General features: G+C 71.0%; 12 protein-coding genes and 2 pseudogenes. 3 read left to right on the forward strand and 11 right to left on the reverse strand.

Annotated elements, in window-relative coordinates:
- Positions 1-117: 117 nt before the first annotated feature.
- The 3 genes and pseudogenes from ABT186_RS00020 to ABT186_RS00030 all read right to left on the reverse strand — a co-directional run.
- Positions 118-1,275: an ROK family transcriptional regulator gene (locus ABT186_RS00020; RefSeq protein WP_351922687.1), complete on the reverse strand. Its 1,158-nt coding sequence runs from the start codon at positions 1,273-1,275 to the stop codon at positions 118-120.
- A gap of 87 nt (positions 1,276-1,362) precedes the next feature.
- Positions 1,363-2,025 carry a response regulator transcription factor gene (locus tag ABT186_RS00025; protein WP_351922689.1) on the reverse strand — a complete coding sequence of 221 codons (663 nt, stop codon included), beginning with the start codon at positions 2,023-2,025 and terminating at the stop codon, positions 1,363-1,365.
- Between the two features lie 14 nt (positions 2,026-2,039).
- Positions 2,040-2,513 (reverse strand): annotated as a pseudogene (locus ABT186_RS00030) (sensor histidine kinase); the annotation flags it as partial.
- Here ABT186_RS00030 and ABT186_RS00035 point away from each other — a divergent pair.
- Positions 2,398-3,222 (forward strand): annotated as a pseudogene (locus ABT186_RS00035) (DUF8746 domain-containing protein); the annotation flags it as partial. The pseudogenes ABT186_RS00030 and ABT186_RS00035 overlap by 116 nt on opposite strands.
- 3 nt (positions 3,223-3,225) lie before the next feature.
- A complete protein-coding gene (locus ABT186_RS00040; RefSeq protein ID WP_351922693.1) occupies positions 3,226-3,948 on the forward strand; it encodes an ABC-2 transporter permease family protein in 723 nt (240 codons plus the stop codon).
- Positions 3,949-3,953: 5 nt separating this feature from the next.
- On the opposite strand, the gene mug is transcribed toward ABT186_RS00040, so the two are convergent.
- The 7 genes from mug to ABT186_RS00075 all read right to left on the reverse strand — a co-directional run bounded on the left by mug (position 3,954) and on the right by ABT186_RS00075 (position 10,421).
- A complete protein-coding gene (gene mug / locus ABT186_RS00045; RefSeq protein ID WP_351922868.1) occupies positions 3,954-4,499 on the reverse strand; it encodes a G/U mismatch-specific DNA glycosylase in 546 nt (181 codons plus the stop codon).
- A complete protein-coding gene (purB, locus tag ABT186_RS00050) occupies positions 4,496-5,938 on the reverse strand; it encodes an adenylosuccinate lyase (RefSeq protein WP_351227616.1) in 1,443 nt (480 codons plus the stop codon). Before purB ends, mug begins: the two co-directional genes overlap by 4 nt.
- A 135-nt stretch (positions 5,939-6,073) precedes the next feature.
- Positions 6,074-6,412 carry a DUF4326 domain-containing protein gene (locus tag ABT186_RS00055; RefSeq protein WP_351227618.1) on the reverse strand — a complete coding sequence of 113 codons (339 nt, stop codon included), beginning with the start codon at positions 6,410-6,412 and terminating at the stop codon, positions 6,074-6,076.
- Positions 6,413-6,442: 30 nt separating this feature from the next.
- The gene (locus ABT186_RS00060; protein ID WP_351922695.1) at positions 6,443-7,225 is read right to left on the reverse strand and encodes an SGNH/GDSL hydrolase family protein; all 783 of its coding nucleotides are present in this window, start codon (positions 7,223-7,225) and stop codon (positions 6,443-6,445) included.
- Between the two features lie 291 nt (positions 7,226-7,516).
- A complete protein-coding gene (locus tag ABT186_RS00065) occupies positions 7,517-8,530 on the reverse strand; it encodes a hemolysin family protein (protein ID WP_351227622.1) in 1,014 nt (337 codons plus the stop codon).
- Entirely contained in the window at positions 8,527-9,852 is a 1,326-nt protein-coding gene (locus tag ABT186_RS00070; protein ID WP_351227624.1) for a hemolysin family protein, read from the reverse strand. Before ABT186_RS00070 ends, ABT186_RS00065 begins: the two co-directional genes overlap by 4 nt.
- 143 nt (positions 9,853-9,995) lie before the next feature.
- On the reverse strand, positions 9,996-10,421 hold the full coding sequence (locus ABT186_RS00075) for a GNAT family N-acetyltransferase (RefSeq protein ID WP_351227626.1): 426 nt from the start codon (positions 10,419-10,421) through the stop codon (positions 9,996-9,998).
- Between the two features lie 372 nt (positions 10,422-10,793).
- On the opposite strand from ABT186_RS00075, the gene ABT186_RS00080 reads away from it, so the two are divergent.
- Positions 10,794-12,428: a SpoIIE family protein phosphatase gene (locus ABT186_RS00080; RefSeq protein WP_351922697.1), complete on the forward strand. Its 1,635-nt coding sequence runs from the start codon at positions 10,794-10,796 to the stop codon at positions 12,426-12,428.
- A gap of 42 nt (positions 12,429-12,470) precedes the next feature.
- Here the strand turns inward: ABT186_RS00080 and ABT186_RS00085 are convergent, their stop codons facing one another.
- Entirely contained in the window at positions 12,471-13,328 is an 858-nt protein-coding gene (locus ABT186_RS00085) for a hypothetical protein (protein WP_351227630.1), read from the reverse strand.
- Positions 13,329-13,362: the final 34 nt, after the last annotated feature.

Below are 13,362 nucleotides of genomic sequence, written 5' to 3' on the forward strand. Positions count from 1 at the left end.
GCCGGGGGGGGGGGCCCGGCGCGCCCCTGCCCCACCCCCCCCCCCCCGCCCCCGGGCCCCGCCGCGCCGCGACGTTGTTGTACCCGGACGCTCCGGGCCGGTCGGCTGCTACCGGATTCAGCGCCGCGCCGTCACCGTGCCCTCCACCGCGAACAATTCCTCTTCCACGTGGTCCAGCGCCAGCCGCAATGCTCCCGTCGCCACCGCGGCCTCGCCCAGCCGTGACAAGGTCACCTTCGGCGGGCGCAGACAGTAGCGGGCCAGCTCCTGACGGAGCGGCTCCAGTACGCCGTCCAGGCCTGCCGCCCAGCCGCCGATGACGACCAGCTCGGGATCGAGGGCCAGTACGAGGGCCGCCACGTCGTGCACGAGCCGCTGGATGAAGCGGTCCACGGCAGCGCGGGCCCGCTGGTCGCCCTCGCGGGCGAGCGCGAACACATCGCCGACCTGCTGCTCGTCCAGCGGCTGCAGCGGTTCGTTCGTGGTCGACAGCAGCGTCTCCGGGGTCGCTTCGCGACCCAGCAGGTGCAGCGCGCCGATCTCCCCGGCCGCCCCGCCGTAGCCGCGGTGCAGCCGGCCGCCGATCAGCGAGCCGGCGCCCGGGCTCAGTCCGGCCAGTACGAACACGATGTCGTCGGACTCGGTGGCGGCGCCCTTCCAGTGCTCGGCCACGGCAGCGGCGTTGGCGTCGTTCTCGACCAGAACCGGGCACTTGAAGGAGCGGCTGAGCCGTTCGCCCAGCTTCAGACCGGTCCACTCGGGCAGGGCCGTACCCAGGCGCACGGTGCCGTCCGCCTCCACGATCCCGGGGCTGCCCACGCCGACCGCGCGCAGTGAGTCACGGGCCACGCCTGCCCGGCGCAGCAGTTCGGCGACCGCGCCGCGCAGCCGCTCCAGACGCTCGTCCGCCGACGCCGTCTCGGAAACCTCCTTGGAGAAGGTCCCCAGCTCCCGGCCGTCGAGATCGGCGAGGAGCGCGGTCACCCTGTGCGCACCGACGTCCAGGCCCAGCAGATGGCCCGCCTCGGCCCGGAACCGGAACATTCGTGCGGGGCGCCCCTGCCGTCGGGCGGCCCCCTCCTCGGCGGCCTTCTCGACCACGAGTCCGGCCTCGATCAGCCCCTCGACCACACCCTCGACAGTCGGCCGGGACAGCCCGGTCACCCGGGTGATCTCGGTGAGCGTCGCACAGTCGGTGGCGCGCAGCGCGTGCAGCACCACCGCGGAATTGATCCTTCGAAGCAGAGAGGGATCCCCGCCGGTCAGCCGCCCCAACGTCCGTCCTCCCAGCTCGTGCGCGTGTTGGGCGGATCGTACTCGGCACCGGGCACACCCGCGAGAGCCGGGCGCCGACCGGGAGGATCAGCCAGGTGCGACGAACCCCGATTCGTACGCCGCGATCACCGCCTGTGTGCGGTCCCGCGCACCCAGCTTCGCCAGGACGGCGCTGACATGCGACTTCACCGTCTCCGTGCCGACGACCAGCTTCCCGGCGATCTCCGCGTTCGACAGTCCCCGTGCCATCAGCCGCAGCACCTCGGCCTCCCGCTCGGTGAGGGCGGCCCGCTCCATCGCTGCCCGGGCCGCCCGGTTCCCGCCGCTGTCGCCGTACGCCGAGGTCAACTGCCGTACCGACGCCGGGAACAGCAGCGACTCGCCCTCGGCGACCAGCCGCACCGCGTGCACGATCTCGGCCGGCCGGGCCCGCTTCAGCAGAAAGCCGTCCGCGCCCGCGCGCAGTGCCTCGTAGACGTACTCGTCGTTCTCGAATGTCGTCACCACGAGGATCTTCGGCGGCGAGGCGACCATGCGCAGCACCGCGCGCGTGGCCTCGATGCCGTCCATCAGCGGCATGCGCACGTCCATGGCGACGACGTCCGGCCGCAGCTGCCGCACCAGGGGGATCACCGCCGCGCCGTCCGACGCCTCGCCCACGACCTCGATGTCGGGCTGGGCCTCGAGGGCGGCGCGCAGACCCATGCGGACCAGGGGTTCGTCATCGACGAGCAGGACGGTGACCGGCATCCGGCCGGCGTAGATCAGCTCAGCGGCAGTTCGACGTGCACCTGCCAGTCGCCCGCGTCCGGACCCGTGCGTGCCCGGCCGCCGAGCAGCGCCGCGCGCTCGCGTATCCCACGCAGACCGCTGCCCCGGCCGGGGCCGGGTACCTCCGCGGTCAGCGGGTTGCGGACCTCCAGGTCGAGCGTGTCCGCGTCGACCTCGATACGGACATGGACCGGTACGCCGCCCGCGTGCCGGAGCACATTGGTGAGCGACTCCTGGAGGATGCGGTACCCCTCACGGGAGACCGGGCCGGGGATCTTCTCCAGGGGGCCCGACAGATCGGCGTCGACCTTCGCGCCGGAAGCGCGCGCCGACTCCAGGAGCCGGTCGGCCTCCGTCAGGGTGGGGCGGCTGCTCGCCGGGCGCTCGGACTCGCGCAGGATGCCGAGCACCCGCTCCAGGTCCTCCAGCGCGGTGCGGCCCGTCTCCTCGATGGCATCCAGCGCACTGCGGCACGTGGGCGCGTTGCTCGACGCGCAGGCCGCGCACGGTTCGCTTACCGTCCGCGACCATCTGCGGGCGCTCGCCGCGAGCAACCGCATCCATGGGAGCCGGGTGGACGAGGTGCTGGAGGAGACGGGGCTTGCGTCGGTCGCCGGGCGCCGGGTGAAGACGTACTCCCTGGGGATGCGTCAGCGCCTGGGTATCGCTGCCGCACTCCTCGGCGACCCACCCGTGGTGCTGCTGGACGAGCCCTTCAACGGACTCGACCCCGAAGGCATCATCTGGATCCGCGAGTTGCTGCGCCGCCTCGCACGCGAGGGCCGTACCGTCCTCGTCTCCAGCCATCTCATGAACGAGACCGCCTCCTTCGCCGACCACCTGGTGGTGCTGGGCCGGGGCCGGCTGCTGGCCGACACGCCGATGCGGGAGTTCATCGACGCGCGCGTGCAGCCCTGCGTCCGGGTCCGCACCACGGACGGCGCCGCCCTCGGCGCACCGCTCACGGAGCACGGGTACGAGGCCGCCGAGATGGCGGAGGGGCGGTGGAGCGTGCGGCACGCGCGCGTGGAGGACATCGGGCGCATGGCTTCCGCCGCCGGGATCCCGATCCTCGAACTCTCCACCGAGGAGGGCACCCTGGAGCAGGCCTATCTCGATCTCACGGCCGCCGAGGCCGAGTTCACGTCCACCTCGATGCAGCCCCAGGAGGTCTGAGCCATGGCCTTGGCACCCGTACTCCACTCAGAGTGGATCAAGATCCGTACGCTGCGTTCGCTGGTCGGCGCCCTCCTTGCGATGGTCGTCTCCACCGCGCTCTTCTCGGCGCTCGCCGGACTGGACGCCGAGGGCCCGGACTTCGAGCCGCTGTTCTCGACGTTCTTCGGCGTCAGCTTCGGCCAGATCGCGGCGATCGCGTTCGGTGCGACGGCCCTCTCGAGCGAGTTCCAGGGCGGCGCCCTACGGCTCTCGCTGGCCGCGGTGCCGCGCCGCGGACGGTGGTTCACGGCCAAGGCAGTGGCCGTCGGCGCGCCGGTGCTCGCCGTCGGCCTGGCCACCGGGTGCGTGAGCCTCGCCGTGGGGAAGGCGGTCCTCGGGAGCAGAACGAACGGGCTGACCTGGTCCGAGGAACTGCGCGGAGTTCTGGGCTGCGGCCTCTACCTCACGCTGATGGCGCTGCTCGCCGCCGGGCTCGCGGCGCTGCTGCGCAGTGGAGTAGCCACGCTGAGCGTGCTCGTGCCCTTCCTGCTCATCGTGTCCTTCGTGATCGGGGGAGTGTCGGGCACGGCCGCCGACCTCCTGCCCGACAAGGCGGGCCAGGTGATCCTCCACCAGACCTCCGACGGAATGCTCGGACCCTGGTCGGGGCTCGCGGTGACGGCGGTGTGGGCGGGGGCCGCCTTGCTCGGGGGCGCGTGGAGCCTGGAGCGACGGGACGCCTGACCCGGCTACTTGTTCGCGGCTTCTCTCAGCCGCCCGAACTCCTCCGCCATCGTCGTGGCCGTCCAATGCGCATTGAGGCCACTGGGATTGGGCAGCACCCACACCCGGCTGGAGCCGATCGTCCGCTCCTGCGGACCGATGACGGCCTTGCGGTCGTCAAAGGCTGCCCGGTAGGCGGTCACGCCGACCACCGCGAGCCATGTGGGGCGCAGCCGCTCCACCTTGGCGCCGAGGATCCGTCCGCCCTCGCGGTACTCCTCGGAGGTCAGTTCGTCGGCCCGCGCGGTCGCCCGTGCCACCACGTTTGTGATGCCCAGCCCGTACGACAGCAGTTCGGCCTGCTCCGACGGTTTGAACAGCCGCGGGGTGAAACCCGACAGATGCAGCACCGGCCAGAAGCGGTTGCCGGGGCGGGCGAAGTGATGGCCCGTCGCGGCGGTCATCAAACCAGGGTTGATACCGCAAAAGAGAACGCTGAGGCCGTCCGCGATCACATCAGGTACCAGACGGTCGCGGGCGGCCTCCAGCTCCGCCGGGGTGAACCGGGTCAGAGGATCGCCCCCGGGGTGTACCCGGCGGCCTCGGGGTGCTGCTTCACGAGCTCCTCGATGCGACCGACGACCGTGGCGACCTGGTCGGCCGCGGCGCCCGTGAAGGACAGCTTGTCCGCCATCAGCTCGTCGAGCCCGGCACGGTCCAGCGGGATGCGCTCGTCCGCGGCCAGGTTGTCGAGCAGCTCGTTGCGCTCGGCGCCCTGCTCGCGCATCGCGAGGGCGCAGGCGACGGCGTTCTCCTTGATGGCCTCGTGCGCCACCTCGCGGCCGACGCCCGCGCGCACCGAGGCCATCAGCACCTTGGTGGTGGCGAGGAACGGCAGGTAGCGGTCCAGCTCGCGCGCGATGACCGCGGGGAAGGCGCCGAACTCGTCGAGCACCGTCAGAAACGTCTCCAGCAGACCGTCCAGGGCGAAGAACGCGTCCGGCAGCGCGACCCGGCGCACCACGGAGCAGGACACATCGCCCTCGTTCCACTGGTCGCCCGCCAGCTCGCCCGTCATCGAGGCATAGCCGCGCAGGATGACCATGAGACCGTTGACGCGCTCGCAGGAGCGGGTGTTCATCTTGTGCGGCATCGCGGAGGAGCCGACCTGGCCGGGCTTGAAGCCCTCGGTCACCAGCTCGTGCCCGGCCATCAGCCGGATGGTCTTCGCCAGCGACGACGGCGCGGCCGCCAGCTGCACCAGGGCGGTGACGACCTCGTAGTCGAGCGAGCGCGGGTAGACCTGGCCGACCGAGGTGAAGGCCTGCGAGAAGCCCAGGTGGTCGGCGATCCGCTGCTCCAGCCGCGCGAGCTTGCCCGCGTCACCGCCGAGCAGGTCGAGCATGTCCTGTGCCGTGCCGACCGGGCCCTTGATGCCGCGCAGCGGGTAGCGGCCGAGCAGTTCCTCGACCCGTCCGTACGCGACGAGCAGCTCGTCGGCGGCCGTCGCGAAACGCTTGCCGAGGGTGGTGGCCTGTGCGGCCACGTTGTGGGAGCGGCCGGCCATGACCAGCTCGCCGTACTCGGCCGCGAGCTTGCCGAGGCGCGCCAGTACAGCCACCGTGCGGTCGCGCATCAGCTCCAGCGAGAGCCGGATCTGCAGCTGCTCGACGTTCTCGGTCAGATCGCGGGAGGTCATGCCCTTGTGCACGTGCTCGTGCCCGGCGAGGTCGTTGAACTCCTCGATCCGCGCCTTCACATCGTGCCGGGTGATCTTCTCGCGCTCGGCGATCGAGGCGAGGTCGACCTGGTCGAGAACGCGCTCGTAGTCGGCGATCGCCGCGTCCGGTACCTCGATCCCCAGGTCCTTCTGGGCCCGCAGCACGGCGAGCCAGAGCTGCCGCTCCAGCCTGACCTTCTGCTCGGGGGACCAGAGCGTGGCGAGCTCGGCGGAGGCGTAGCGTCCGGCGAGGACGTTCGGGATACGGGGCTTTGCGGGCGCAGCTGTCACGTGTACGGATTCTACTGGCGATTCATGCAGGCCAGCGCCACGGCCCGGTTCGTCGGAACCTACGAGACCCGCGTCACGCCGGGCGTCTGCAGGCCTGACGAAGCCGAGGGAGGCGCGGCAGCGGCGGCCCGGGGGCTACGACCGGTCCGCGACCTCCGCCAGGATGTCGCCGTGGCACAGCTGGGGGGCGCACCAGCATGCGAGCGTCTTGCCGCGCAGCTTGGGCACCAGGGCCAGCAGGTCTGGACGTTCCATGAGGTACGTCCGGTACTTCGCCATCACCTCGGCCCGCGTCCCGTCATGCTTCTTGTTCGGGGTGTCGATCTGGAACGGGTTGTGCAGAGGGTGCTGGGGAAGGTCCCAGCCGCCCCTGGTCATACGGCGGCCGACGTAGACGACTTCCTTCGGGGCGTGTTCCAGCCGGGAGCCGAACTCCTGGAGGCGGCCCTTCAGATTGATCACCTCGGTCGTCACGCGGGACTCCCTCCGGAGCGTGAGGTACTCCTAGGCGGCCGGCCCCTTGTACGGCAGCAGTTCCGGGCGCTTGGCCGGGCGGCCGTCGCCCGACGAGCGGCCCGTCAGCCGACGTCCTATCCACGGCAGCAGATGCTGCCGGGTGAAGCGGACGTCCGCAGTCCGGCGGGCGACCCAGTTCGGCGGCGCGCTCGGGGGCAACGGGGTACGCCATTCCGTATCCTCCGCCTCGTACCCGAGTGTCTGCCACACGGCTTCCGCCACCCGGCGGTGTCCTTCGGCCGTCAGATGCAGTCGGTCCACGTCCCACATGCGGGGGTCGGCGAGCGACGGCGCCCCGTACAGGTCGACCACCACCGCCCCGTGCCGCTCCGCGAGCCCGTCGACACAGGCGAACAGCTCCTCCATACGGGGCCGGAAGCGTTCGAGGACCGGGCCCTGACGGCCGGGACTGCGCATCAGGACGAGCTGCTTGCACGCCGGGGCCAGTCGCTCCACGGCTTCGGTCAGCAGATCCTTGACGCGGTCCATGTCGCACTTGGGCCGCAAGGTGTCGTTGAGGCCGCCGACCAGCGTGATCACATCCGGTTGCATTGCGGCGGCGAGGTCCACCTGCTCGTCGACGATCTGCCTGATCAGCTTGCCGCGGACGGCGAGGTTGGCGTACCGGAATCCAGGTGTCCGTGCGGCCATCCGGCCCGCCAGGACATCGGCCCAGCCGCGGTAGGAGCCGTCGGACAGCAGGTCCGACATGCCCTCGGTGAAGGAGTCGCCGACCGCGACCAGGCTGGTGTGCGTGGGTTTCGTCTGCATGGCGCCGTCGATGGTATCGGGCCCGCATACCCGCCGGTCGGTCGCCCTGCGCCCCGACCCGGCAGGCCTCGTCCCCGGCCCGGCCCACGCCGACCGCCCGCCCGCGTCTTGCGTCGGCGCGCTCAGCGGCCGCGGCCGTCGACGGGCAGTCCCGGTGTGACCCGGCCGCCCGCACCACATGCCGAGCGGGTGAGGTCGCAGCTTGCTCCGGCCCGTCTGCCGCGGCACTGCCGAAGACCGGTCCGGCTCCACGCCGACAGACAAGCCCGGCGCTCGCCGACCGGCCCCGGCTCACACCGTCTGGCCGAACAGTTCCCGCAGGACGTCCTCCATCGTCACCAGCCCGGCCAGCCGTCCGTCCGCGCCCAGGACCGCTGCCAGGTGGGTGCGGCTGCCGCGCATCGCCGTGAGTACGTCGTCCAGCGGTGTGCTCTCCCGTACCCGCGCGACGGGGCGCATGTCCCGCAGCCGGAACGGTACGTCCCGTGGTGACGCGTCCAGCGCGTCCTTGACGTGCAGATAGCCGATGATCCGCCGGCCCTCGTCCACGACGGGAAAGCGCGAGAACCCGGACTCGGCCGACAGCCCCTCGAGCTCCTCCGGAGTGATGCCGACGCGTGTGTAGACAACGCGTTCCAGCGGTACCACCACGTCGCGTACGGGCCTGCGGCCAAGCTCCAGCGCGTCGTGCAGGCGCTCCTGCGCGCGGTCGTCGATGAGCCCGGCCGCAGTGGAGTCCTTCACGAGCCGCGCCAGTTCGTCGTCCGAGAACGTGGCCGTGACCTCGCTCTTCGTCTCCACCCGCAACAGTGCGAGCAACCCGTTCGCGAAGGCGTTCACCGTGAAGATCACCGGGCGCAGCGCCCGGGACAGACCGACCAGCGGCGGGCCGAGCAGCAGCGCGAGGCGCACCGGCTCCGCGAGCGCGATGTTCTTCGGCACCATCTCGCCGAGCAGCATGTGCAGATACGTCGCCAGGGCCAGCGCGATCACGAACGACACGGCGCGTCCCGCGTCCTGCGGGATGCCCAGCGCGTGGAACACCGGCTCCAGCAGGTGTTCGATCGCGGGCTCGGCGACCACACCGAGGACCAGGGTGCACAGGGTGATCCCGAGCTGCGCGGCCGCCAGCAGCGCCGACACATGCTCCAGGCCCCACAGCACACTGCGCGCACGCCGGTCACCCGCCTCGGCGTGCGGTTCGATCTGGCTGCGGCGCACGGAGATCAGCGCGAACTCGGCCCCCACGAAGAAGGCGTTCAGGACGAGCGTCAGCAGACCGATCAGCAACTGGACGACAGTCACTGTTCCCCCTCCTTCCGGGCGACCGGCGCGTGCATGAGCACGCGCGCGGCCCGGCGCCCGGACGCGTCCATCACGTCGAGGCGCCAGCCGGCCACCTCGACGCTGTCGCTCTTGGCCGGTATCCGGCCCAGCTCCGTGGCGATGAGACCGGCCAGCGTCTCGTACGGGCCTTCGGGCACCCGCAGTCCGACGCGCGCGAGCTGGTCGATGCGGGCCGAGCCGTCGGCCGAGTACAGCTCCCGGCCGGCGTTGTCCGTTCCGGCCGGGGCCAGGTCGGGCGTCTCGTGCGGGTCGTGCTCGTCGCGCACCTCGCCGACGACCTCCTCGACGATGTCCTCCAGCGTGGCCACCCCTGCGGTGCCGCCGTACTCGTCGATCACGACCGTGATGGTGTTCTTGCCCGACAGGCGGTCCAGCAGTCTGTCGACGGTCAGGGACTCCGGGACGAAGAGAGGCTCGCGCATCACCTGCGCCACCGAACGCACCGGCCGCTCCTCGGCGGCCACGGCGACGACGTCCTTGATGTGCGCGATGCCGACGACCGAGTCCAGGCTGCCGCGGTAGACGGGGAAGCGGGACAGTCCGGTCGCGCGTGTCGCGTTCGCCACGTCCTCGCAGGTCGCCTGGACGTCGAGGGCGACGACCTGGACGCGCGGGGTCATCACGTTCTCCGCGGTCAGGTCGGCGAGGTTGAGGGTGCGGACGAAGAGCTCCGCGGTGTCCGCCTCCAGGGCGCCCTCCTTCGCGGAGTGCCGGGCGAGCGCGACCAGTTCCTGCGGCCCCCGCGCGGAGGCCAGCTCCTCGGCCGGTTCGATGCCGAAGCGGCGGACGACATGGTTGGCCGAGTTGTTCAGATGCGTGATGAACGGGCGGAACGCGGAACTGAACCAGCGCTGCGGCGTGCCCACCCGCTTGGCCACGGCGAGCGGCGAGGAGATCGCCCAGTTCTTGGGCACCAGCTCGCCGACCACCATCAGGAACACGGTCGACAGGCCCGTGCCGATGACGAGGGCGACGGACGTGGACGCGGAGTGTGACACGCCCAGTGCCTCCAGCGGGCCCGCGATCAGCTTGGCGATCGACGGCTCGGAGAGCATGCCGACCACCAGGTTGGTGACCGTGATCCCCAGCTGGGCGCCCGAGAGCTGGAACGTCAGATTTCGTGCGGCCTTGAGGGCACCTGCCGCACCGCGCTCGCCGCGCCGCGCCGCGTGCTCCAGCTCGCTGCGCTCGACCGTGGTGAGCGAGAACTCCGCCGCGACGAAGACGCCGCAGGCCAGCGAGAGCAGGACCGCCACCAGCAGGAGGAGCACTTCTGTCATCGGGTCACCTCCGTCCCATGGTCGGTCAGGGACACGAGCACCGCGCGCTCTCGGTTGGTGGGAGGCTCGCCCATGGGCGGAGGCTTCACCTTTCCATGGTGGGACGGGATGACACCTTCATGGTAAAGGATCGGTAAAGTGGTTCAGTTTTCGAGGGGCTTCACCCACCGCCGCCAGTGCTCCTCCGGTGCATAACCCGCCGCCCGCCACGCATGGTGCGCGGTCTCGTTGCGCTGAAGCACCATCGCGTCCCCACGGCGTCCTCCGAGTCGTACGAAACGCTCCTCCGCGGCGGCCAGCAATGCCGCGCCGATGCCCTGCCGCCGCCGCTCGGGGTGCACCGCGAGCCGGTAGAGGTGGCATCGCCATCCGTCGAATCCGGCTATCACGGTCCCCGCGAGGATGCCGTCGCGCTCCGCGAGGAGCAGGGCCTCGGGATCTCTTGTGACGAGTCGGGCCACTCCGTCGTGGTCGTCGCTGATGCTCCTTCCTTCGGCGGCTTCGCGCCAGAACTGGAGCACCGTGTCGACGTCCGAGAGGGTGGCGCAGCGGATGTGGAGATCGCTCATGAGGCGAGCCAAGCAGAGCGTCGGCCGGCCTGGCGAATGAGTTTCCGGGCGCAGCCGGACCGGGGGAAACGACCTGTCCGCAGCGTGTGTTCACCCCTGCGGGTGACCATCCAGGATGAGTGCAGGCGATAGGGTCGAGCTTCAGGGTTCTGTGGCGGTCGCGGTGTCTGCGCCGGCCGCCGTACTTCCTGGCTGTCATGCGGGCGCCAAGCCGGGTGGAAGCGTCAAGGGGGCCCCTTGCCACTGCACGAGCAGCGATTCGATCGGGAACGTCTCAGTCCTGCTCGGCAAGGGCCGACCGACGAGAACCGAGAGGGTGACGCGGCCAGGCTGGTCTTTCTTCAGGAGGCGGTCCGCGAGACCGGTACCACCTTGGACCTCGACGACATGGTGCGCAGGCTGACCGCTGTGGCCGTGCCGGGCTTCGCCGACTTTGCTTCCGTCCATCTGTACGAGCAGGTGGCCGCGGGAGACGAGGACCGCACCCGGCACGAGGCGATGGGCTCGGCGGTGATGCGCCGCGTGGCCACCGCACACCACGACGATGCGGGACGCCTCGAAGAGCTTCGTGCTGGAAGGACGTTTGTCTACCAGCCCGGCACAGCCATGGCCGCGTTTCTCACGAACATCGAACCCGTACTCATCCCCCGGGTGGACGAAGAGGTCTTGGCACGGCTTCCTGCTGCGCTTGACGGTCCCGCGACGAGATCGGTTCTGCGGGACTCCTCCGTCGTGCTGGTGCCGCTGTCGGCACACGGCTCGGCGCTGGGATTCGTGGCGTTCGGACGCCGACCGGGCCGCCGCGCATTCGTTACGGCCGATCTGGCCGTGTGCCGGGACATGGCCGACCGGGCGGGGCTGTCCCTGCACAACGCCCGTCTGTTCAGCCAGGAGACCAGGACGTCCGCCGCGCTTCAGCGCAGCCTGCTGCCCGTCCTGCCGCCTCGTCTGCCCGGAATGGAGCTCGCCCATCGTTACCACCCGGGAAGCCGTACCACACAGGTGGGCGGCGACTGGCTGGATGCCATACCGCTACCGGGTCGCAAGGTAGGGCTGGTCGTCGGTGATGTGGCGGGGCACGGGCTTCATGCCGCCATCGCCATAGGCCAGCTGCGCACGGCCGTGCGGACCCTGGCCCTGCTCGGACTGCCGCCCGGCCGGCTACTGGCCCGCCTTGGCGAGCTCGTGCAGCGTTTCGACCCTTCGCAACTGGCCACGTTCCTGTACGGCGTCTACGATCCGATCGCCCGCCGGGCCACTTTTGCCAGCGCCGGCCACCTGCCGCCCCTTCTTGTTGATCCCGGTGGCAAGAGCGAATTCCTCGACGTACCGATCGGCGCACCGATCGGTGTGGGCCGCGTCGGTTTCGACACGCTGGAGGTGTCCGTTGACGACGGCAGTCTGCTCGTCCTCTACACCGACGGTCTGGTGGAAAGCCGGGACCGGGACATCGAGGACGGTCTCGCCGTCCTGAGGGACGAGCTGACCAAGCGCCATTCCTCACTCGACGAGGCGTGTGACGTTCTCCTGCGACGGCAGCACCCCGATGGTCACCACGACGACATCGCGTTCCTGATGGCCCGGCTGTCGGGCCTTCCTCGTGACAGCGTCGCCACCTGGCTCTTCACGCCCCAGCCGGAGGAGGTACGGCTGGCACGCGGCGTGGTCGGCGAAATGCTCACGAAGTGGGGTCTCGGCCGCCTCCGTGACGTCACCCAGCTTCTCGCCGGGGAACTGCTCACCAACGCCGTACGTCACGCCACTCGGCCGGTGGGCCTGCGCCTGGTCCTGACCGCTGACACGCTTCTGTGCGAAGTGAGTGACGACCATCCAGGTCATCCTGTGCTTCTGCAGCCGGCCGGCATGGATGAGTACGGCCGCGGCATCGGCCTGGTCAACGCCCTGGCCACCCGGTGGGGTTGCACACCTACGCCGGAAGGGAAGACCACCTGGTTCGAGCACGACCTGCCAGGGACCGCCCATCGGCAGACCGCCCCGGCACGGTGAGCCTCACACGTCCCGCACGCCGGTCGGGCATTGCGCGCGGGGTCATCTCCGGCCGAGTTCGCGGGAGAGGCTGCGCAGCCAGGGATCGGCGAAGGCGGGCTCCGCGCCGAAGGTCCGAACGAGACGCCGCCGCACCGTGCGGGTCCGCCCGGCCTCGACCAGGGCGACGGCGGTGGCGAGGGCGCGCGTGGGACCGTCCCCGCGGACGGGCACGCTGACCGTGTCGTCGTGCCAGCGCCGGGGCGGGAAGGAGGGCGCGGTCTTCGGCTCATGGTCCCCGAGCAGATGCCACACGCTCCGGTCGAGGGAGACATTGCGCACGGCTCTGGCCGGCAGATCCCCCGTCCAAGGGTGGTGCTGCTGCCAGCGCCAGGTCTTGGGGCTCGTCTCGGTGCGCGCGGTGATGCCCAGATAGCGAAGCCTGCGCCGAATGACCGGCCAGGGCTCCCGGGACTCCTCGACCCAGTCGCGCAGGACGGTGTGCAAGGCGGTGAACGTGCGCCCGGCCCAGACCAGGTCGACGAGAGCCAGCGGGCGCCGCCGTCGCGCCAGGTCGTACGGGGCCAGACCCGCGGCCGCGAGGTGCTCGCGCATCCGGCCCAGGTCACGCCGCGACAGCTCCGCCGCGCCACCGGCGCACGACAGCGGCAGCCGACCGAGCCGCCCGGACCAGGAGGTCTCCGCGAGCGCACCGCCGAGCAGGTCGAAGACACTGTCCGTCGACCGGCCGACAAACCTCAGGTCCGCGTCACCGGAGCGGGCGACGACCTTCGCCGCACACATCGTCAGCTCGTCCAGGTACCAGAGGTCGGGCTGTTCGACGCCGTCCAGCAGCGTGCCGAGCTGGTCAGGGCGCAGCAGATCCCAGCGGTGCGGCTGGGGCGGATCGCTTCCGGACATGCGCACCAGTTCAGCATCGGCAGGCCGCTGGTCA

Source organism: Streptomyces sp. NPDC001634 (assembly GCF_040298185.1).
Lineage (GTDB): Bacteria > Actinomycetota > Actinomycetes > Streptomycetales > Streptomycetaceae > Streptomyces.

Coding starts and splice junctions, on each gene's coding strand:
- ABT186_RS00025 (WP_351922689.1), bottom strand. CDS start 2,025: ATGCCGGTCACCGTCCTGCTCGTCGATGACGAACCCCTGGTCCGCATG.
- ABT186_RS00040 (WP_351922693.1), top strand. CDS start 3,226: ATGGCCTTGGCACCCGTACTCCACTCAGAGTGGATCAAGATCCGTACG.
- ABT186_RS00060 (WP_351922695.1), bottom strand. CDS start 7,225: ATGCAGACGAAACCCACGCACACCAGCCTGGTCGCGGTCGGCGACTCC.
- ABT186_RS00070 (WP_351227624.1), bottom strand. CDS start 9,852: ATGACAGAAGTGCTCCTCCTGCTGGTGGCGGTCCTGCTCTCGCTGGCC.
- ABT186_RS00075 (WP_351227626.1), bottom strand. CDS start 10,421: ATGAGCGATCTCCACATCCGCTGCGCCACCCTCTCGGACGTCGACACG.
- ABT186_RS00085 (WP_351227630.1), bottom strand. CDS start 13,328: ATGTCCGGAAGCGATCCGCCCCAGCCGCACCGCTGGGATCTGCTGCGC.